This is a genomic window from Legionella quinlivanii, assembly GCF_900461555.1.
Classification (GTDB): domain Bacteria; phylum Pseudomonadota; class Gammaproteobacteria; order Legionellales; family Legionellaceae; genus Legionella_C; species Legionella_C quinlivanii.
Window position 1 is genome coordinate 491,218 of record NZ_UGOX01000001.1, and the last position, 19,692, is coordinate 510,909.

Here is a 19,692-nt window from a genome sequence, read left to right on the forward strand (position 1 = left end):
GTATTGGCGTGGATCTAATTGAAAAAATCGACAATCAGCTGCACAATTTGCTGCCTTATGAAGGTATAGTGCATTACTATGGTTCAGTCATGAGCCGCGAGATGGCGGATGCCTATTACCGGGCATTATTGGAGCAGATCCTCTGGCAAAATGATGAAGCAATGATTTTCGGAAAAAAAATGATTACCCGGCGTAAAGTTGCCTGGTATGCCGATAAACCTTTCTCATATACCTATTCAGGAGTTACAAAAACAGCTCTTCCCTGGCTTCCTGTTTTGGAGGAGTTGAAGGCCATCGTTGAAAAAGAAAGCCAGGAAACCTATAACTCCTGTCTGCTCAATTTATACCATGACGGCAGTGAAGGGATGGCCTGGCATAGCGATGGCGAAAAAGATTTACTAAAACACGGTGCTATTGGTTCACTGAGTTTGGGTGCTGAACGGAAATTTTGTTTTAAACACAAGAAAAGCAAAGAAATTGTTTCTAAAATTTTAGAGCATGGCAGTTTGCTGGTGATGAAAGGAGCTACCCAGACCTATTGGCTTCACCGTCTGCCACCGACGAAAGCCAGGCATCTGCCGCGAGTGAATTTAACATTCCGAAGTATTGTCGAAAACTATGCGGATCCTTGACAGAATAAGGATTCGAGCGAACAAAGTTCGCTCGGGCCAGGGGTTATTCCCTCTTTGAAGTGGTATAGTTTTTGGCGAGAATTGGCTATACGTCAGGCATACAGCCAAATCCGTTTTGCAATTAGGAGCTTAAACTCATTCCTGCGGCAGTAGGTTCCTCGAGTTTCGCTAATTCCTTTTTTGAGTTTAAAAGTTGTCGTTCCAAACTATTCACCTTGACTTTTGTATCCCAGATTGTGAGATGCGTTTTATCAGCAATTTCTTTGTTAATCACTTTTAACTCTTTATCAGTTATTTCAAAGTGTCGAAAATGAGAATAAAGCTCAGCACAAATCCCTCTGATTTTTTCCTCTTCACTTAAGTCTTCATTTTCCTTTCTAAGATGAAAATCAATAGTACCACATTCTGTCACTTTAATATTATTCATGTGGATTAAAGAGAACAAAGCACGGTAGACTTTATTATCTCGCAGCCACACAGGAAGAAGAGAGTTATTTACACACCAGATTCCACTGAGTCCTAGCACTTTTACGGGTATTTTGTGCTCGATGGCAAGTTTGGCAGCTCCCGAGTAAATCATTGGCGGCTCCTTCCCGAGCAGGCGAAAGTTGCCTTGGGGGAAAAGTACAACGCAGCCATTTTCATTTAATGCCTGGCTTGCGCGTTCAAGTGCCGCAAAATTGGCAGAACGTCCATCACTGGCTTTTGCTTTATCCCCTTCAACCGGGATGGTTTTAAACATCTTCAAGGTGGAAGCAATACCCGGGATGCTATTAAAATTAGTTGTGGCGAGATATTGAGGAGGGTTGCCTTCCATCTTGGATGCAACAACCAGGGCTTCGACGCTTGTGCAATGAGGGCCTATTGCGATTAAGTCTTTCCCGTTGTTGTTTATCGTTATGTCGCCGGCTTTGGTATGCCAGATGTTAATAATAAATACTAAAGCGCCGGCAATAATACGGGCCAGACGGCTTTCATAATTTAATCGATTATTGGATTCGGCGTATTTAGCGGCCAGTGCAAGCATACCTACACTAAAGCTTGCAAAGAGAACCAGCATCGTATAGGTGCTTGCTCCAGAATCGCTGTCGTCATTTTGCATGCCCGTAGGGGAGTCAAAAGTGTACATGGAAAATTACTCCTTGATAAACAATAGGTTATTAACTGGTTTGATTGAGCCTTAATGTTAAGCATCCTATAGAAGGAAAACTAATCCGGCGCCTGAGTAACTATGCCTTATTTGCGTGCAAAATGGAATCAAAGTGGCTAGAAGATGCTATTTTAATTTCAGCTGTCAATTTAATAAGCCGCGAGACCAAACCGTCATTCGTTTATCCCGTGGTTAACATACCGCAGGAAATTCCGGTCACCGTGATTCTTAACAGAGGTAAATCTTTTCTTTTCATGGCCTCAATTTGAATAAGATTTAAAGGATGAACCATTGTAGATCTCAATTGTATGCTTTCCCCGAGCCAAGGCTGATGGAAGCAAAAATCTTTCTCTCCGGTTATTTCATAAAAGAACAGAATGCTTGATTCCAGTTCGGTTTGAAAAGGCTTGAGATATTCATCAGAGCCGGTTAATTGATACAGATATTGCTCCCAGACAGGCAGATATACTTTGGAAAGGGTGACCCCTAATTGTTTAACAAAGGCAGCAAATAGGGCGTTTTCTTTATAAAGGGCTTTTAGCTCGTTCTGTTCCTCATCGCTGAGTTCAAGCCAGGTAGAACCAATACCCCACCAGGTTGGGAAAAGAAGTCTTGTTTGTGTCCAACACAAAATCCAGGGAATTGCGCGAAGCTTTCTTTGGTCAGGTCCTGATTTTCGCTTTGTCGGCCGCGAGCCAATTTTTAACTCGTTTAAAAAATGGTAGGGGGATGCTTTCTCAATAGTAGGCCAGAACCATTCGCTTTGAATCAGCCCTTTATATTTCTGACTTACTTTAGCTGAAAATGATTGCAAGGCTTCGGGATATTCATTGACAGTGTTTGTTTCTTTTTGCGCGTAAATATCAAGAAATTTATCAATCTGGCTCTTAAGAATTGAATTCGAACCAAAAAGCCTCGCGACCATTTCACCCTGAATCGTTGCTTTATAATTGGACATCAATTCCTTGGACCAGGAGGCCGTTTGTTCTTTTATATCTCCGCCGCCTCGTTCGATGCTGCCGCCGGAACCATGAAAAAAGATGGGACAGAGTCCCTTGCTTTCGAGGGTGGATTGAATGCGTCCCAAACTTTGAGCAATCATAAGCCGTGAAGGCAAAACGCCATTCTCTTTGGAGGAATCGGAGTAACCCAGCATAACTTCGTAGTTTCCATTCCACTGTTCAATATGCTTTTGCCGGATATCTTCGGTGATCGACTCATTTAGAATAGCATCAGCGCTGGTTAAGGCGAGTTGATTTTCAAAAAGAGGAACAACCGGAAGGGCATAAGTTTGGAAGATTTGTCTGACCAGCGTGATTCCATTTTTTATATCTTCAGCGGACTCGACCATACTGAGAATAAAACCGCGAATATAATTTTTGGGATCAGTTCCATGAGTTATTGAATAAACCTGTTCAAGCATTCGGGTGATGGTGGTTTTCTTTGGGCTGGCTAAACTCTCTTTTACGATAGCTGAATCTTCCCTAAGCTCTAATGGAATGACCAGAGCAGGATAGAGCTGAAAAATACTTGAAATAATTGAAAACTGATCTGGAATGAAATGAAAAAACGCCATGCTATTGGCTTGAAGATCCCTTAAATCATTTTTAAATGCGGATACTTTTTCATTATCTTTTTCGCGAATCTTTCCAAGTTTCTGCGCACTTTTGACAAGCTTAAGCAGTTGATTAATTAAGGCTTTGTTTTCTATTAATGCGGTCGAGATCCTGGCAATTTCAATGATTTCTTTCAATGAATCCTGAATGTGGCGAATAAAAAAGGCTCGAGACAGCTCGAGACTTTTCACCATAACTTTCTCGTCGACGCCCGAATGACCATCTTTATCCCCACCTACCCAGGTCCGCAATTGAACGGGAATGCCTTCAGCCAGAAAGGAATGATACAGGTTAATGTTATGTGGATTGAGCGCGTATTGATAAATGTAACGCGCTTCATCTTCCACGCTGGGTTTCTCGTGATAGGAAATGCTAATCTGCAGTGAAATTTTAAGCATCTGATCAAAACAGGATTCATTAACCAGATAGGGGGATTTGAGTGATTCTACAAGACAATCACGAATTGCCTTGAAAAGCTTTAAAAATTCATTGGTCCGCGCTTCGGTCGGATGTGCAGTTAATACATAATGAATCCCTTGCGGCTTATCAGGATAAACCCTTTCTTCTCTCTGATTAATACGAAAAATACGATAGGCGCTTTCGCAGGCATTAATCAGCTCCATCATCAGCGAAAACGTATGGGCTATTTGATAGAGCTGTTGTCGGTTCAGCGTAGAAAGATTGGCTTGGAGCTCAAGCAGCGCGTTTTTTAGCGTTAACGCATCCCTGCCAATGGTGTCCTGCATTGCAATACGGATATGCTCAAATCGTTCATAGGCCTCTATTCCGTACACGTCTTCAATGGCCTTCCCTAAACGAGAAAGCGACCATGAAACCATACGGCCAAGTTCTCTTGGCAGATGAGAGACATCTTGTTTCATTAAAACTCCGATTTTAGAGGCTGTCGACTAAATCTTTTCGGCACACGCCATTGAATTTAAATCATTTTATCGCAAGCATTGTAATACATTTATATATAGGGGGAAATGCTAGGGGAGCGCTTTTCTTAAGGAACGTGCTGGGTATGGGGTTGATTTCTAAATAATGCTATTATGGGCAAAGCTTAAGCCAAAGATTCGTTATGAATGATTTAAATTTAAAAAAAATGCTTTCGACAATTAATAGCTTTGAAGATTATGAAAAGCTCAAATCCTTGATTGAAAATGATCTGGTGAAAGCAATTATTAATAAACACCAATTACCTGAGGCTGCATTAACGTTATTTCCTGATGGAACCAATATTGTTTTTTCGTTCGGGGCTAAGGTCATTAAAATTTTTCCGCCTGTTCATCAAAATCAATTTGAAAGTGAACGCCTGATATTAAAACATTTGAATGGAAAGTTATCAGTAAGAACACCCACACTTGAAGAAGAAGGGGAGCTATTGGGTTGGCCTTATCTGATTATCAGCCGGCTTGAGGGAACACTTTTAGAGGCTCTCTGGGAAACGATGCCCCAAAATAATAAAATCGTGATTCTTCATGAGCTGGGAGAACTCATTCGGGAAGTGCATACTTTATCCACAGAAGGGCTTGAGGCAATTGACTGCCATTGGCCGCAATTTATTGAAAAACAAATTGCACAATGCGTAACAAACCACCAGAACAATGGGTTTCCAACAGCGCTGCTGAAGCAGCTTCCTGTTTATCTTGATTCGGCTAATGAATTAGTCACATCCATTAAAAAGCCAGTTATTTTAACGGGTGAGTACACACCAATGAATTTCCTGGTTAATTATACAGATGGGATGTGGCATATCAGTGGATTAATTGATTTTGGCGATGCAATGTTAGGTTTGCCAGAATATGATTTACTGGGGCCTGGCGCTTTTCTAATTCAAGGTGATAAACAATTGCTAGAGACATTTTTAACGGCTTATGGATATTCTTCTTCTGAATTAACGAGCAAATTAAGCCAGCAGTTGACCGCATTAATGCTGCTTCACCAATACAGTAATCTGAAAGTTCAGATTAGAATTGCAAACTGGGAAGAGCAGGTTCAAAGTCTGGAAGATTTGGAGAGTCTGGTATGGGGGCTTAAGAGATAGTTATAAAATCCAGCCGCTTACATTTCTCCTCTAATAAAGGAGATATTGTTCTTTCATTAGCAAAGATAAGAACCGACTTCTATGAGTTCTTTCCATTTTGGTATGGCTTGTTGTATTTCTTGTCTTATTTTCTCAAGAGTTTTTTGATTTATTCCTAATCGCTCAATTGCAAAATAATCAAAAAAATCACTTTTTCTTAAATTATTTTTCTTTTCATTCAAGAGCAAGGTGTCAGTTTAAATAATTTAACAAATTCAATTTTTGGAAAGGCACGAAAACACGAGCTTTTCTCATGGGTGATCATCCTTTATTTGAGCCAAAGGCAACTCAAATTTTATTTTAATATTCAGAATGTTGAACACTGTTTAACAATGTTAAGCTGCACAGTTTCTTTGCCTTTTTCGATATCAAAGATAACCGTTTTACCTGCCCCGGCTAAAAGGGCCTGTGCTTGTTGGGATAATCCACTTTGTTTACGGCAATAACGAACTATATTTGCAATCTCACTAGTCGACATGTCAATCATAAATTATAAATATATTACTGTCATAGCAGTAATAATGGCCGATTAAAAGTTTTTTTGAAGCTGTCTATTAAAAAATAAAATAAATTTACTGCTATAGCAGTATTTTGAATTGCGGAAATCATTATAATTATATCATGAATCGATACAGGATATATGATATGCTTAAGATAATTTTTCACTTTAAAATATACCCTATACATTTGGCGTATGAGAAAAATCTCTCATATTAGCCCCGGTGAAATACGAAGTTGCTTATATGATTCACATTTTTAAAACAGGATAAACCCAATGACCCAACTATGCCCAGAATGCAATTCAGAATATACCTATGCCAGTGGTACGCTATTTGTTTGTTCGCAATGTTCCTATGAATGGCCTCAAGAAACGGAACAAAAGCAAGAGGATCAAATCAAAGTGGTTAAAGACGCGCATGGAACGGTGTTAAACGATGGCGATACCATTAGTGTGATTAAAGATTTAAAAATCAAAGGATCATCCCAAGTGGTTAAGGTCGGAACAAAAGTAAGAAACATCCGCTTGGCACCTGATGAAGATCATAATATAGACTGTAAAATTGAAGGAATTGGGCCAATGAAACTCAAATCAGAGTTTGTGAAAAAAGTCTAGGCGTTTTTACATCAGATTGAAACAAAGGCAGAATATTATTCTGCCTGAATCAGTATTTGTTTGAATATACACGGGTAATCCGCTTGAATAGTGTGAGTAACTTAATGTTTAGCTTGTTTTCTAAATCGAGTACATTATTTTGGTATTTACTTAGTGGGCTTCCACGGTTTTTTCGAGCAAATAAAATATAATTTCCACTGTGAGAGAGGCCTGCAAATATTTCAGAAAAATAACGCTGCAAGCACTGAATGAAACTTGAATTATGTTCTGGAAGTTGATGATAGTTTACTACAAGCCATCCACTATTATCCAAAATTCTATGACATTGCAGAATAAATTTTTTTTGTATTTGGAAAGGATCCATGCCCTGCTTTTGATACATGTCTGCAAAAATAATCTGGGTGCTTTGTTCTTTGCATTGATGCATTGCTTTTTGTGCGTCAGAAATCACTACATTAATATTGGGGTGGATTGGGATCAAAAAGAAATTGAGAGCAACCTCATGCACCTTCTTACGAAGTTCAATGGCTTGGATAGTGCATTGAGGGATAAGGTAGTGCAGGGCGTGAAGAAGACTTCCACCACCAAGGCCTAAAATAGTCACGTGCCTGGGATTAATAAAAGCAAGGACTAATAGCATGATTCGGCAGTATTCATGGGCCGGGATGTGAGGTTCTTTTAAATTCAGGCAGCTTTGTTCATAAATGGGATCAAAGGCGAGGACTCTGTTTGTTTTTTTGTCAACGACGAGTATTTCACCCCAGCGATCTCTGGTGCGATAAATAATAGCATCACCAAAAAAATCGTTCTCTTTTCGATTAGAGCGTGTGAATGCGGAAAACATGATATTCCTTAGAAAGCTGGGTACATCAAAAGTGCTTTAAAATAAAAACAATTGACGAATCGATTCTTGGGATACTGATTTATGGCTAAAGATGTATCTTAATAGCATTATATCATATACCGATATTCGATTTAAGTCTTAATGGAAACTGGCAGGGGCCTTTCTGAAAACCCGATAGGGTTAAGGTTTAATCTGCGGCAAAGGACTAACCGTCGTATGGTTTTGTCTAGCTCGCCAGAGATCCCATTTTTGTTGAATATTGAGCCAAAACTCTGGTTCTGTGCCTAAGGATTCTGCAAATGATAAAGCGGAATCAGCAGTGACTCCTCTACGCATATTAACGATTTCATTAAGGCGGGCATAGGTCCAGCCTAAATGCTCAGCAAATTGCTTTTGAGACAAATTAAGTGGTTCCAAAAAATCCTTCAATAAAACTTCCCCTGGATGCGCTGGCGCTTTGCTGGTAGGTGTCATATTGCAACAATAGTCTAATTGAAAAATATATCTTATACCGATATAGAAGATTTTGATAAAGAAATTTCGCTATTTATTGTGCACCACATAAAGATGAAAATTTTTTTGAATCTATTTTAGCGATTGTTAGTCTATGTGCAGAACTCAAGGAAAGTCGCGGCATGTGTTTAAAAAAATTTATTGCTATCTTTCAATGGCATAGCATAGGAAATGAGCCTAAGAAAAACAGTGCCAAAATGTCAAGACTGGTTCTTTTTAAAAAAAGAAGATAGAATGCATTTCCGAAAATTTTATCTGTGTAATTCGCTTTGTGGATAAGTTTTCAGGACTCCGTCTTTAACGCCTTCTTCGAGTGTCACACCCAATTCATAACCCCTTGACCATAAAGGCCTGACAGATTTTCTGTGGAGAAATAACTCCTATTAGTTATCCACAAAATCTGTGGATAACCGTGTGTATAGAATGTGATACCGCTTATAAGTAAAGAAAAATGAGCGCTGCCCAGACATTTTTCAATGTGATCGATGGGAAGGGCGCTATGACCTCTGTTTCCTTGATGAGTGGTAAAACACTTTAAAGACCAAGATCGAGCAGAAAGGAAAGTATATTGGTGTGATTATTACCATGCTGCCGTCTACTGATTTGCTAACCAATCTTCATAGGTTAATGCAAAACGAAAATGATCTTGCCAGATGCCATTAATTTTTAAGTAACGTGGGGAAAACCCTTCTTTGATAAAACCGTTTTTTATTGCCAGTTGTATCGATGCCGTATTTGTAGGCTGGATATTTGCTTCAATTCGATGAAGATTTAATGTTGTGAATATTTCTCTAAGTACTAATTTTAATGCCTGACTCATCAATCCTCTCCCAGCATACTCTGCGCTGGCGTAATACCCTAAATAAGCACTTTTAAATAAACCATGTATAATGCCACTAACATTAAAAACGCCTATAATTTTTTGGTCATCATTCCAGGCAATGTAGTATTGTTCAGTTTCTTGTTTGCTCTTATTTAAATAAGTTTGAAATTCTTCAGGGCTACAGGGCGCAGTAACAAAAGGGAAATGAAAATCCCGGCTATTTTTCATGGTAGAAATAAATACAGTTTCATTTTGAGCGCCAGGTTGGTCAAGTAAAATCATTTTTAACTCAGCAGGCTTTTAATTTGGCAGAACATTATATCACCCCATACTGCACGACCTAAGAAGAACTTTTGTTATCGTGCTGACGGTCTCGACCTTCATTTCCAAGGACCAGGGAAGTTGCAATTAAGCATTTCATGCAGTCCTCTTAATTGATAAAATAATGATCAATATCATATAATTTTGCATTCTATATACTCGGAGTATGTATGTTTTATCAAGAAGAGTTCCCTGTAATATTGACGTGGTTTAATAGATTTGACCACCCCAGTTAAGAGATAATGCACTTAACTGGAGAAAGTAATGACGATAAGAAAGAAATACCCCAAAGAATTTAAACTGGATGCAATTAGTCTTGTTTTAGAGCAAGGTTACGGGGTAACAGAAGCAGCAAATAATTTATGCATTGGTCAAGCGCTACTAAGTCGCTGGATAAAAGAACACAAAGAACAAGATGGGCAAGCATTTCGAGGAAATGGGAAGTTAACAGCAGAACAATTAGAGATACGTCGCCTGCAGGAAGAAAATAAACGCCTGAAAATGGAAAAGGAAATCTTAAAAAAGGCGGCGGCAGATTCAACCGATCATTGCAACACCTCGTTCAATTTATCTGCTGGAGACAGAAAGTTCAATGTTTTCCTAGGTCTTTCATTTAATTCTTTAGCAATTCGATCCAAATCAAATTGAGAATGAATACCTAGGTCTGTTTTTTTAGGCATATATTGTCTCAATAGACGATTAGTATTTTCGTTGGTTCCTCGTTGCCAAGGCGATTTAGGATCACAAAAATATACCTTTATTTCAGTGTCGATTGTAAATTTTTTATGCTTTGCTAATTCCATTCCACGATCCCAAGTAAGCGATTTTTTTAATTGGTTTGGAAGCTCTATAATTTTATTGGTAATAGCGTGTACAACACTGGCTGTATCGTTACCTGTAAGCTTAACTAACAAAGTGAATCTAGATGTTCGTTCAACTAATGTAGCAACGTAAGATTTATTTGAGCCGCAGATTAAATCCCCTTCCCAGTGACCTGGTACAGTGCGACTATCAATTTCTTTTGGCCTATCATGAATAGATACAGCATCTATAATCCCGCCTCGTGCGTTACCTTTTGTGTTAAATTTCTTGGACTGCCGCATGACTCTCTGTGTCCGCAGATGCGTCAATAGTTCTTTCTTTAGATGACCTCGAGATTGGACATAAAGTGTTTTATAAATAGATTCATGAGAAATATTCATAGCAGTATTATTCGGATAAGTACGCTTAAGATAACCAGATATTTGTTCTGGTGACCACTTGTTTGAAAGCTTATCTGCAATTATATCATTCAACAGTATATTAATTTGGAGCTTGGATTGTTTAGGGCGTTTTGCTCTTATCCATGTTTGTTTATCCGCTAATATGGCTCGATATTTTGAAATTCCTCCATTACGATTTATTTCCCGAGATATAGTCGACGGTGAGCGATTTAATGTCTTTGCAATAGTCCTGATAGATAAATTTGCTGATAAACCACGTGATATTTCCTCCCGTTCATACAAAGTTAATGCTTGTTTTGAGCGAATAGATTTAACAGGCTTTATACCACCGGATTTTTGTAGGAAACAAAAAATTGAACCCGCATGCTTGTTAAGCTGTCTTCCAATTTCACTAAGTGATTTGCCTTGCGACCATAAAGACCAAATTACATCTTGCTGATGTTCTGTAAAACTCCGTTTTGATAAAGCACGCACCATCGTCTCTCCTAAAAAGTTAACTATAACAAATTAGGTGTTGCAATGATCGGTTGAATCTGCCGCCCGCCTTTTTTAAGATTTCCTTTTCCATTTTCAGGCGTTTATTTTCTTCCTGCAGGCGACGTATCTCTAATTGTTCTGCTGTTAACTTCCCATTTCCTCGAAATGCTTGCCCATCTTGTTCTTTGTGTTCTTTTATCCAGCGACTTAGTAGCGCTTGACCAATGCATAAATTATTTGCTGCTTCTGTTACCCCGTAACCTTGCTCTAAAACAAGACTAATTGCATCCAGTTTAAATTCTTTGGGGTATTTCTTTCTTATCGTCATTACTTTCTCCAGTTAAGTGCATTATCTCTTAACTGGGGTGGTCAAATCTATTAAACCACGTCAGAGCGGTTACGAAAACCCATGCAACAAGTAGCGAATTTTATACTTGAGCATATGATGGAGACCGTTGAATTATGAATATCAATGAACTAATAGAACACTGGAAATATATCTCATCAATAATACGTGCGCCTCATAGTACGGAGGATTATAATCAGTTGGCTAATGTCCTTGCTCAACTGTTGAATATAGTCAAGGATGATGAGTCTCATGAATTAATGGGATTAGTTGACATTATCAGTCACATGATTTCTATGTATGATGAAACTCATGACTATTAATAACTTGAATAAAATTAAGATAATGAGCTTCTTATGCGTAAAATTCTATTAATCAGCGATACTCATGGTAATTTGGATATCATCAACGAAAAAGTGAACCAGACACAAGCCGATATGGTCATTCATGCGGGTGACTTTGGATTTTATGATGAGCAGAGCATTTATCGACTCAGCCAAAGGGAGTTACGCTTGCTAGTATCCCACTCACCAGTTTGGCGACAATATGAAGTTGATAAACAAACGAGTCGTGAAAGATTAATAGAAATCGTCAAAGAAAATCGATTACTAGGTGACTTTCCAGATTATATCTCAGGTAAAAAGAAGTTCTCCGTTCCTGTTTATGCTGTTTGGGGAAATCATGAGGATGTCCAAGTTTTAAGACAATTAAATACCAGTCTTAATATCGAAAATCTACACATGCTTGACGAACGCCACTTTTATCAATTCCATAACAGTGAAAATGAGCTTGAATTTTCTCTTTATGGCTTGGGCGGAAATTTTTTGGTAAGTAAAAAGCTATTCGATACACCCATTGCGGGAAATGGGGGAAAGGTATGGACAGCATTACATCAGTTTGGTGTTTTGTATCAGCAGATTAAAGATAAAAGCAAGCCTTCGATATTTGTTTCACATGTCAGCCCCGGAAAAGAACCACTGTTATCTCGATTAATCATGCATTTTATGCCTAACTTTTGGATCAGTGGTCATATGGGGGCACCGTTTACCTGTGCCTGGAATCAATTTACTATCCGGGAGATGAATGAATCCTTAGATTGGCTAGAGAGCAATATTGATTTAATCGAAGAACAGTACCAGCAAGGTCGTCTTTCAGATGAGGCTTTATTAGCTTATGAGCTAATTAAAAAGCCTATCGATAGAGATGACTCTTGGTATAAAAAATTGTGGAATATTAATCTTCCAGATGTGGCTGATGGACACGGACTTTTAGTTGTGAATGAGAATAGTTTTTCACTAGAGACTTATTCAGATGGAATTGAATTCACTAATTGAACATTCTTGTGCGGATATAGAAAATATCTGCGTACGATGAAACAAACAAGTTATTTTTGTCATTTTCTGCATCATGGGAGGATTTATGAGTGATTCGGCAGATACGTTAAACACACCTAAGTTCAAAAAATTGAGAGAAGATCCTGCAAAATATCTCAAGGAACTTGCTGATCTGGCGATTAAGCATGGTTTAGAGTTGGCGATCAAACAAATTAAAAGATCGGATATTGTTGTTTCCAGGAGTAAAGAAAAGAAATATGAAAAACTGTTTGATGATGCATTGAAGTTATTAACCAAACAATTTTCCTCCAAATATAAATACATAAAACAGTTCAAATATGAGTCAATGCTGTTCAGAAAAATATATAAGCATATTTTTATGCAAACACCTAAAATTGAGAATAAGAAGCTGTTTGCAAAAGAACAAGCAGGATTTCTTATTTTTTTAGAGAATTACCTTATAGTAAATCGTCATCAAGAAATATCAATGAATGACCGTTTACAAAACTACTTAGTTCAACCTGATATAAAGAATGAAGATGAACCGACGTATTTTTATGAACTAATGGGGTATGGAAACTATTGTGAAGAACAAACTCGGGAAGTACGAGATATTTTATTGTATTTCAGTACATTAACGACTTCTACTATAGATGATATTGAGTTTTCTGATTCTGAAATTAATGAATTTAAAAGGTATATCCCCTGTATTAATGATTTTTGGTATTTCAATCATATTTATGAGCTATGGGCATATCTTAATATGCCAATCTTTATGAAAAATAATAGGATTAATATCGAGCCTGTAAATCAAAAAACATATAGGTCATGGATGATTTCTAATTACAGAAGCAGGCAGACTTTTGAGTGGAGAATGTACAAACTTTCTCATCAAATTAAAAATAATTCGATTAGAAGTGTTACTGATAAAATAGACGCAAAAAATATTAATCATATTATGTGTCTCGAATATTTCTTTGGATTTCCTGCTGATATTAGCATTAGCAATGTCACCATTAATGTTTGGTTAATTGCGTATGAAAATCTAATTAATTATGCAAAAGCTTTTATTAAAAATCCATCTAATAAAAAATCTAACATTTTTCTTAAAGATTGGCTGTCTGTTAATTCTAAAGATACTTGGGTTGAAATAATTTCTGGAGGTCAAATAAATAACGAAGATGCAACAACTATATTTTCTGCATGGGTATTAAATTCAGATACTGAAAAGGCTAGAAGTGACATATTCGATCACCCATTTTATAAATTGAATAACAATCAGTATTTATTGTAGCTCAGTTGCATCTCAATTGGCTCCCATTCAATGTCTTTTATCATTGGCCAAAAATGAAAATGAGACAATATTGATAAAAAATAATCATTTTGAGAATGAGGTTGAAGCAGGATTACAAAAAAGTCAGCTCAAATTTGTAAGAAATATTAATATTGAAAAAGTTGATGGGATTATTAATCGGTCGAATCGCAAAGGTGAATTTGATTTTATTTTTGAAATTGATGACACATTGTTTTTCATTGAATGCAAACGTTTCTTACAACCATTTTACTTCAAAGATCATCAAGTCCTTTATGAAAAGATACATCAAGAATGCTATAAGCTGAAAACAAATGTAAATCATGTAATTAAAAATCAATATAAGTTTGATAGGACAAATCCTAAAATATCAGAATTTTTGTCCGATGATTGGATAACGAAGAAAAAAACTATCAAACTGCTTCTGACATCTTGTTGTCTGGGGGAATATTTATTTGTGCACGACTGTCATGTACTAGATATAGAAGTATTTAATGCTTGGCTATTTAATAAGGAAATTGTTTGGCGTGATATTAAAACGATGGAAACAATTCATATTTCTTGTGCTAAAAAGCCGGGAAGTTTGCTTGATAGATTTGAATTGTTATCAAAAGAAATTGATATCTTAAAGTATAAAAGAGGGCAATGTACGATGGTGATAAATACTCCCAATATAGCCGGATTGCAAACTGAATTTCCTATGTACTTGCAGTATATCCCTGATCAGGTGTTAGTCTAACTCGACCAAAACACTCCTTAAATATAAAATTCATTTCGTCCTGATTTGCCATCAAATAACGTCAATAACTCGGATAACAATAATTGAGTTTCATTAATCAAGAAATCCTTGAATTTATCTTTTTTTAGAGTTCTTTCCTGAACATCTAAGGGAATAAAGCGTGATAGCTCATTATGGAACGCTTCGCTATAGATAATTTTTTCAATGTTTGCAATTGTTGATTCAAGTCTAGTTTGGTAATCATTAATTTTGTAATCATTGATTTTGGATAAAATAAATTGCTTGTTAATAGAACTTCCGCGTTGCTTTAACCAGCGTAAATCCCAAATATCTCTATGACGTACATATTTGGTTGTATTAACCAGGGAGACTAATTTATCGGCCATAATTTCATCTGGGCTTTCTGTCAGGATCAGCACATCGCCATAACCATCAGGCAAAAAATCATAATTAGTATTTAGAGCCTGTGGCGTTCTTGTATATGCGGGGATATTGCATACCTCGATTTTAATTTTTTGTTTGGGTAAGTCCTTTCGAGTTGGTGATGTAGTAATGGCAATTTGCCATTTATCAACTTTAATATCTTGATACTCAGGCTCAATAGACATTTCTGCCGGTTCTTTCACCGATACTTCCAAACCATATCGAGAGGCGATATAGCCTTCAATACACTCTTTCATATCCATTAGTTTTGATGTGGTAAAATCATGACCTCCAGCAAAATCGAGATCTTCGCTAAAACGTGAAGAGCCATAACATAGACGAAGTGATGTACCGCCTTGAAAGGTCAATTTATCCAACAGCCCTTGTTTATCCAGAGCAAAAAGCAAATCATAATGTAATAATTCTTTTTCAATGACAGGCCTCATATGCGAATAACCTTCTTCCCGCATGGCAAGTTCTACTAATAAATTAAAATCTTCCCTGTTAATGGCAGTAGGTTTAATCATACTAATTCATCCAAATTAACTAAATTCATATTTCGACCAACTCGTTTTAGGTCTCTTAAAGCTGCTTGTTTAGTAGCCATTCTAAGCGGTCGTTCATTGATTTTGATGGTGTTATTGAGAATATCTTTAACCGTCCGCTTAGTATGTGTAAATTCAATAACACCATAGGCTGTCTTGTAAATGCCTTTTCTGCCTGTTGTCATGATCGTAATTCTATCGATAGGAATTTGTGAGATGACGCCATATTCGGATAGCATAGATTCCAAACTGACATAATTGTACTCACCTCGTCTGAGTGTTTTTACAATATGTTCGATGGCATAACTGTCAAATTGCCTGGCATCTTCATTAACATATACGTCTCGACAAGCTCGTTTAAGTATCCCTGATTTGACTAGACGTTGCAGTCCTTCATTAAATGTTTTGAAGGAGTCCTCTGGAAATAGCTTTGCTAGATCACGATTAGTAAAAATATATTTACCTTGTCTATCTTGTTCTTTAAGTACGTTAGTTGCGTTTTCTTTATTCATGGCGAATTTAAGTGGACGTTTATTCCATATAATTATAGTATAAATGTCTACTTATGGCGATTATTTAATTAAGTGTACAGTAATCCTATAAATATGTAGTATTTATGTATACTTAATGTCTTTTTCTCGATGCGCAAAATCTTATTAATCAGTGATCCTACAGTGATGGTGGGTAAAAAATCTTGGTTATTAAAAACCCGCACGATTTGAGCTTAAAGACAGTGGTCTCCATAGGCTTGGCGGGTGTGTTATTTGCAATTGTAATTTATATAAATATAGTTTTGCAAATATATGCAATTAATTTGTTATATTTACTTTTCAGTTTCGTCCAATATGGATTATAAGTCCGTCCAAAATGGAATCTAAGTAAAAATTTGTTCAGTTTAATTAATATGCATTTATCATTTTTAAAGAGAATAAATATGTTCATTGGAAATTTGCGCAAATGAAATTAAATTCAGCAATTGAAGCTTGTATTTGCAGACATATTAAAAACGCCTGGGACCAAAGGGACAAGTGGGGCATCCATGTCATTACTGGGTTAGACTCGTCCCCTCCTTATTTTGTAACCTTGGGGCGTATGGGACACAGATAATCCCTTCACTTAGTTAATTACTCTCAAAGTTATGGTTAATTTGCGAATTGCGAGCTTATGACATGCCATGCTTAGGATTTATTTCCATTATCAATCAATATCATTCATTAACACCGTTTTGAATTCGATCTTTTTTGCTTGACAAGATTTGAAGGAATACGCAATACTTTTTCCGAGCTTGAAGTTGAAGCTTTCATAGCCAAAAGGCTAGTGAATATCAATTACTTGTCCAAGTTTAGTCGGATAGGCATTTGAATTCATCTCCAGGGACGGTGCAGGTCGGCATTATGCTGAATGAATAGTCACATGCGGAGTCCCTATGTCTTTACAAAAACCAACACGTTTACATTTATTAAACGAATTTGAATCTGCGCCACATTCTGCGCTTTTTAATCAACAAACGATTGCTGCAGTATTGAACTGTTCCACCCAGTTACTTGAACGTAACCGTTGGTCGGGTGGTGGTGTTCCTTATTTAAAAATCGGTCGCAAGGTGTTGTACCGAAAAAGCGATGTGATGAGTTTTCTCCAACAACAAAAAATTTATTATTCAACCAGTGACGAAGGTCAGTTACCGCTCGTTGAGAACGCATAAATTTAAAATTCGTCAGAATGAATTGGATTCATTCCGATGGTTGACTGTTGTTTGGAGAATAATCTATGTCACAAAATCATGTTATTGAATTAGCCAATACACTAAAGCAGCGTCCAATTGTATGCGACTATGCCGGTGGTCGCTTCAGGTTAACTAATGAGGGGCTAACCTTTATCGGTATTGATAAGGATGGCGCTCCTTTACCACCTATGTGGATATGTGCAGCATTGCATGTCGTTGCCAAAACTCGAGATGCTCAGAGCGGTGAATGGGGGCGTTTACTGGAATGGCAGGATGATGATGGGGTAACTCATCAGTGGGCGATGCCGCTGGCTTTATTGCAGGGTGATGCCTCAGATGTAAGGCGGGAGCTGGCAAGATTGGGATTGAGTATTTCTCCCAATAGGGCTGCCCGCGATTTATTAGCCTCCTATTTACAGGTTTTTCCGGTAGACGCTCGCGCACGATGTGTTGATAAACTGGGTTGGCATGGGGATGTCTTTGTAACAGCTTCTCAATGCATCGGGAACGCAACAGAAAAAATTGTATTTCAAAATACCAATGCTATTGAGCCGGCTGTGTCCATTAAGGGTAGTTCTAGCAGCTACACTTGCTACGATTCTTTATCAGCGTTATCTAACTCTAATTTTAGCTTTTTCCAGAATGGTTTTAATTGTTTTTTAATGTACTTAGTATCCATGATTTTTGCTGCTCTATGACCATATTGAATAAAGTTCCTTCTTCCTTTGTGGGAATATCTTATATATATCTTTCTACGATATATTTTTTGAGATGTACCATTTTTATTGTTGTAAATTTACATATTTGTGTCTTATTTTCAGAAATTTTAAGCTTTAGTTTCAGAAGCTCAGTGGATACATCCTTATGAAAAGCTTCAATATTACCCTCTGGAACAATAAATAACATGTCATCACAATATCTATAATATATACCGTTGATTATTAACTCATTGATTTTCTGATCAAAGCCAAGCATATAAATATTTGATAGAACACCACTTATAGGAGATCCTTGATGGAGTTGCCCCTATAAAACCGAACCACCTAACTCACCGCTAATAAGCTCCTGATATATTCCCTGGGAGCCATCATTTTTAAGCCCTTATGAGGCGCAACTTCGTTGTAATCGTCAAACCATTCAGGAAGCTTTTTCATAACAGTCTGCGCATCATCAAGATCAAAAAAAGCGACATAATCTCGTTTAAACGTTTTAACAAACGCTTCTGCCATACCATTGCTTTCAGGGCTATATGCTGGTGTTGTCCTCACATCAAAGCCCAGGTTTCTTGCAAAAGAAACAGTGTCCCTTGCCACATAACAAGGGCCATTGTCAGTTAACCACTGTATCTGTTTGGGCATGTATTCTGCTGCACCAAACCGATACTCTACACTTTCTAGCAATAAGTCCCTGATTGCTTCTCCATCAATGCCCACTGTCGAGGCAATATAGCCTAATACTTCTCTGTCACAAGTATCCATTGCAAAAGCGACATGAACTCTATCACCGTTAGCGCACTGTATGGTAAAACAGTCTGAACACCAACGAGTGTTGCTATGCAATGTAATGACTTTCCCATCATGTACTCGTGTTTGTTTTTTGCCATACGCCGGCAGTAATAATTGATTTTGCTTCATAATACGATAGACACGTTTATGATTGACGCAGGCAAGACCTGTCTTTTTTAACTCATGATTAAGAAGCGTTGTAACCCTACGATAGCCATAGCTACTCCGTTTATCCGTTATTTCACGAATGTAAGGCAGTAGTTCCTGATCACGTATTTTAACCGTTTGTTTTCTGGAGTGTTCCATATTTTTCAACCTCTGCGTTAAGTGGGAGCGAGAAACCTGCAGTGCCCTGGCAACTGCTCTTATTCGAAATCGCTTATCCCGTACAAGGGTTGTCGCGAGATCAGTTTTTTTTCTCGACCCAGCTTAACTGCTTCACGCAGAATCTCATTTTCCAATGTCTTTTGTCCCAGAACTTGCTCAAGTTGCTTAATACGTTTTTTCAACGCCTTGGCTTCACTTTCAGGGATGACTTCTTCTTCTGTTTTAACGCTGGTCAATGCACCATTCTCCATTATTTTTCGCCAGTAAAATAGTTGACTGGGGGGAATACCGTGTTTGCGTGCAATAAAGGATACTGTTACGCCTGTTTGGTAGGTTTCATGAACTATTTGTTGTTTTTCGTAAGCTGTCCAACGTTTTCGCTTACGACTGGAGTGAATTATTTCGCTACATTCTATTGTTGTTATAGTCATATTACTAGTCCTATTCCTAGTCGTTAATTTAAAACTAGGTGGACCGGTTTATTTGGGGGGCATTACAGTAATAAGTAACTATTAAGAAAGGAGTTATAAATGTTCAATCAAAAAAATCATTTATTGATGATAAGTATATTTGTAATGGTCAAGTAAATTCGGACACTTATTTAAACAACTTACTAAACAAAATTTATCCCTGCTGACG

The 19,692-nt window shown here is 37.4% G+C and carries 19 protein-coding genes and 4 pseudogenes; 10 read left to right on the top strand and 13 right to left on the bottom strand.

Annotation, left to right across the window (positions count from 1 at the left end; all coding sequences use genetic code 11):
• Positions 1-8 precede the first annotated feature (8 nt).
• Positions 9-632, top strand: coding sequence for an alpha-ketoglutarate-dependent dioxygenase AlkB family protein (locus DYH61_RS02175; protein ID WP_058508525.1), 624 nt, complete (start codon positions 9-11; stop codon positions 630-632).
• 121 nt (positions 633-753) lie between these two features.
• Here the strand turns inward: DYH61_RS02175 and DYH61_RS02180 are convergent, their stop codons facing one another.
• Together DYH61_RS02180 and DYH61_RS02185 are read right to left on the bottom strand one after the other, a co-directional pair.
• Complete coding sequence (locus DYH61_RS02180; protein ID WP_058508491.1) at positions 754-1,761, bottom strand: lysophospholipid acyltransferase family protein; 1,008 nt, start codon at positions 1,759-1,761, stop codon at positions 754-756.
• A gap of 202 nt (positions 1,762-1,963) precedes the next feature.
• Positions 1,964-4,279: a phosphoenolpyruvate carboxylase gene (locus DYH61_RS02185; RefSeq protein ID WP_058508492.1), complete on the bottom strand. Its 2,316-nt coding sequence runs from the start codon at positions 4,277-4,279 to the stop codon at positions 1,964-1,966.
• A gap of 200 nt (positions 4,280-4,479) precedes the next feature.
• On the opposite strand from DYH61_RS02185, the gene DYH61_RS02190 reads away from it, so the two are divergent.
• Complete coding sequence (locus DYH61_RS02190) at positions 4,480-5,445, top strand: aminoglycoside phosphotransferase family protein (protein WP_058508493.1); 966 nt, start codon at positions 4,480-4,482, stop codon at positions 5,443-5,445.
• Between the two features lie 56 nt (positions 5,446-5,501).
• On the opposite strand, the gene DYH61_RS15580 is transcribed toward DYH61_RS02190, so the two are convergent.
• Positions 5,502-5,666: a hypothetical protein gene (locus DYH61_RS15580; RefSeq protein ID WP_157072306.1), complete on the bottom strand. Its 165-nt coding sequence runs from the start codon at positions 5,664-5,666 to the stop codon at positions 5,502-5,504.
• A 125-nt stretch (positions 5,667-5,791) separates the two neighbouring features.
• Positions 5,792-5,962: a helix-turn-helix domain-containing protein gene (locus tag DYH61_RS02195; protein WP_234999873.1), complete on the bottom strand. Its 171-nt coding sequence runs from the start codon at positions 5,960-5,962 to the stop codon at positions 5,792-5,794.
• A gap of 297 nt (positions 5,963-6,259) precedes the next feature.
• Here DYH61_RS02195 and DYH61_RS02205 point away from each other — a divergent pair, with 297 nt between their 5' ends.
• Entirely contained in the window at positions 6,260-6,598 is a 339-nt protein-coding gene (locus tag DYH61_RS02205; protein ID WP_058508495.1) for a zinc ribbon domain-containing protein YjdM, read from the top strand.
• Between the two features lie 49 nt (positions 6,599-6,647).
• Here the strand turns inward: DYH61_RS02205 and DYH61_RS02210 are convergent, their stop codons facing one another.
• The 3 genes from DYH61_RS02210 to DYH61_RS02220 form a co-directional block, all read right to left on the bottom strand.
• Positions 6,648-7,442 (bottom strand): polyamine aminopropyltransferase, encoded by a 795-nt coding sequence (locus DYH61_RS02210; protein WP_058508496.1) that lies wholly within the window; start codon positions 7,440-7,442, stop codon positions 6,648-6,650.
• A 180-nt stretch (positions 7,443-7,622) separates the two neighbouring features.
• The gene (locus tag DYH61_RS02215; protein ID WP_058508497.1) at positions 7,623-7,916 is read right to left on the bottom strand and encodes a HigA family addiction module antitoxin; all 294 of its coding nucleotides are present in this window, start codon (positions 7,914-7,916) and stop codon (positions 7,623-7,625) included.
• Between the two features lie 634 nt (positions 7,917-8,550).
• A complete protein-coding gene (locus DYH61_RS02220) occupies positions 8,551-9,060 on the bottom strand; it encodes a GNAT family N-acetyltransferase (protein ID WP_058508498.1) in 510 nt (169 codons plus the stop codon).
• Between the two features lie 303 nt (positions 9,061-9,363).
• Here DYH61_RS02220 and DYH61_RS02225 point away from each other — a divergent pair.
• Positions 9,364-9,627, top strand: a pseudogene (locus tag DYH61_RS02225) (transposase); the annotation flags it as partial.
• Positions 9,628-9,644: 17 nt separating this feature from the next.
• Here DYH61_RS02225 and DYH61_RS02230 read toward each other — a convergent pair.
• Together DYH61_RS02230 and DYH61_RS02235 are read right to left on the bottom strand one after the other, a co-directional pair.
• Positions 9,645-10,799 carry an IS30 family transposase gene (locus tag DYH61_RS02230; RefSeq protein ID WP_058508500.1) on the bottom strand — a complete coding sequence of 385 codons (1,155 nt, stop codon included), beginning with the start codon at positions 10,797-10,799 and terminating at the stop codon, positions 9,645-9,647.
• A gap of 58 nt (positions 10,800-10,857) precedes the next feature.
• Positions 10,858-11,127, bottom strand: a pseudogene (locus DYH61_RS02235) (transposase); the annotation flags it as partial.
• A gap of 134 nt (positions 11,128-11,261) precedes the next feature.
• On the opposite strand from DYH61_RS02235, the gene DYH61_RS15765 reads away from it, so the two are divergent.
• The 4 genes from DYH61_RS15765 (at position 11,262) to DYH61_RS02255 (ending at position 14,530) form a co-directional block, all read left to right on the top strand.
• The gene (locus DYH61_RS15765; RefSeq protein ID WP_058508618.1) at positions 11,262-11,468 is read left to right on the top strand and encodes a hypothetical protein; all 207 of its coding nucleotides are present in this window, start codon (positions 11,262-11,264) and stop codon (positions 11,466-11,468) included.
• A gap of 33 nt (positions 11,469-11,501) precedes the next feature.
• Positions 11,502-12,479, top strand: a complete 978-nt coding sequence (locus DYH61_RS02245; protein WP_058508617.1) for a metallophosphoesterase family protein — start codon at positions 11,502-11,504, stop codon at positions 12,477-12,479.
• An 85-nt stretch (positions 12,480-12,564) separates the two neighbouring features.
• The gene (locus DYH61_RS15740) at positions 12,565-13,773 is read left to right on the top strand and encodes a hypothetical protein (protein ID WP_058508616.1); all 1,209 of its coding nucleotides are present in this window, start codon (positions 12,565-12,567) and stop codon (positions 13,771-13,773) included.
• 70 nt (positions 13,774-13,843) lie between these two features.
• On the top strand, positions 13,844-14,530 hold the full coding sequence (locus DYH61_RS02255) for a hypothetical protein (protein WP_133129143.1): 687 nt from the start codon (positions 13,844-13,846) through the stop codon (positions 14,528-14,530).
• Between the two features lie 17 nt (positions 14,531-14,547).
• Here DYH61_RS02255 and DYH61_RS02260 read toward each other — a convergent pair whose 3' ends face one another.
• Positions 14,548-15,480 (bottom strand): nucleotidyl transferase AbiEii/AbiGii toxin family protein, encoded by a 933-nt coding sequence (locus DYH61_RS02260; RefSeq protein ID WP_058508614.1) that lies wholly within the window; start codon positions 15,478-15,480, stop codon positions 14,548-14,550.
• Positions 15,477-16,010: a type IV toxin-antitoxin system AbiEi family antitoxin gene (abiEi, locus tag DYH61_RS02265; protein ID WP_058508613.1), complete on the bottom strand. Its 534-nt coding sequence runs from the start codon at positions 16,008-16,010 to the stop codon at positions 15,477-15,479. The genes DYH61_RS02260 and abiEi overlap by 4 nt, the downstream gene beginning before the upstream one ends.
• 914 nt (positions 16,011-16,924) lie before the next feature.
• Between abiEi and DYH61_RS02270 the strand changes: the two genes are divergently transcribed.
• Positions 16,925-17,200, top strand: coding sequence for a helix-turn-helix domain-containing protein (locus DYH61_RS02270; protein ID WP_058508612.1), 276 nt, complete (start codon positions 16,925-16,927; stop codon positions 17,198-17,200).
• A 65-nt stretch (positions 17,201-17,265) separates the two neighbouring features.
• Positions 17,266-17,847: pseudogene (locus DYH61_RS02275) on the top strand (DUF927 domain-containing protein); the annotation flags it as partial.
• Positions 17,848-17,959: 112 nt separating this feature from the next.
• Here DYH61_RS02275 and DYH61_RS15960 read toward each other — a convergent pair.
• Both DYH61_RS15960 and DYH61_RS02285 read right to left on the bottom strand, forming a co-directional pair.
• Positions 17,960-18,229, bottom strand: a pseudogene (locus DYH61_RS15960) (reverse transcriptase domain-containing protein); the annotation flags it as partial.
• 35 nt (positions 18,230-18,264) lie between these two features.
• A protein-coding gene (locus DYH61_RS02285; protein WP_420812639.1) for an IS3 family transposase occupies positions 18,265-19,484 on the bottom strand; the annotation gives its coding sequence in 2 pieces (ribosomal slippage) (positions 18,265-19,145 and positions 19,145-19,484; 1,221 coding nt in all).
• Positions 19,485-19,692: the final 208 nt, after the last annotated feature.

Coding starts and splice junctions, on each gene's coding strand:
- DYH61_RS02180 (WP_058508491.1), bottom strand. CDS start 1,761: ATGTACACTTTTGACTCCCCTACGGGCATGCAAAATGACGACAGCGAT.
- DYH61_RS02185 (WP_058508492.1), bottom strand. CDS start 4,279: ATGAAACAAGATGTCTCTCATCTGCCAAGAGAACTTGGCCGTATGGTT.
- DYH61_RS02190 (WP_058508493.1), top strand. CDS start 4,480: ATGAATGATTTAAATTTAAAAAAAATGCTTTCGACAATTAATAGCTTT.
- DYH61_RS02195 (WP_234999873.1), bottom strand. CDS start 5,962: ATGTCGACTAGTGAGATTGCAAATATAGTTCGTTATTGCCGTAAACAA.
- DYH61_RS02205 (WP_058508495.1), top strand. CDS start 6,260: ATGACCCAACTATGCCCAGAATGCAATTCAGAATATACCTATGCCAGT.
- DYH61_RS02210 (WP_058508496.1), bottom strand. CDS start 7,442: ATGTTTTCCGCATTCACACGCTCTAATCGAAAAGAGAACGATTTTTTT.
- DYH61_RS02215 (WP_058508497.1), bottom strand. CDS start 7,916: ATGACACCTACCAGCAAAGCGCCAGCGCATCCAGGGGAAGTTTTATTG.
- DYH61_RS02220 (WP_058508498.1), bottom strand. CDS start 9,060: ATGATTTTACTTGACCAACCTGGCGCTCAAAATGAAACTGTATTTATT.
- DYH61_RS02230 (WP_058508500.1), bottom strand. CDS start 10,799: ATGGTGCGTGCTTTATCAAAACGGAGTTTTACAGAACATCAGCAAGAT.
- DYH61_RS15765 (WP_058508618.1), top strand. CDS start 11,262: ATGAATATCAATGAACTAATAGAACACTGGAAATATATCTCATCAATA.
- DYH61_RS02245 (WP_058508617.1), top strand. CDS start 11,502: ATGCGTAAAATTCTATTAATCAGCGATACTCATGGTAATTTGGATATC.
- DYH61_RS15740 (WP_058508616.1), top strand. CDS start 12,565: ATGAGTGATTCGGCAGATACGTTAAACACACCTAAGTTCAAAAAATTG.
- DYH61_RS02260 (WP_058508614.1), bottom strand. CDS start 15,480: ATGATTAAACCTACTGCCATTAACAGGGAAGATTTTAATTTATTAGTA.
- abiEi (WP_058508613.1), bottom strand. CDS start 16,010: ATGAATAAAGAAAACGCAACTAACGTACTTAAAGAACAAGATAGACAA.
- DYH61_RS02270 (WP_058508612.1), top strand. CDS start 16,925: ATGTCTTTACAAAAACCAACACGTTTACATTTATTAAACGAATTTGAA.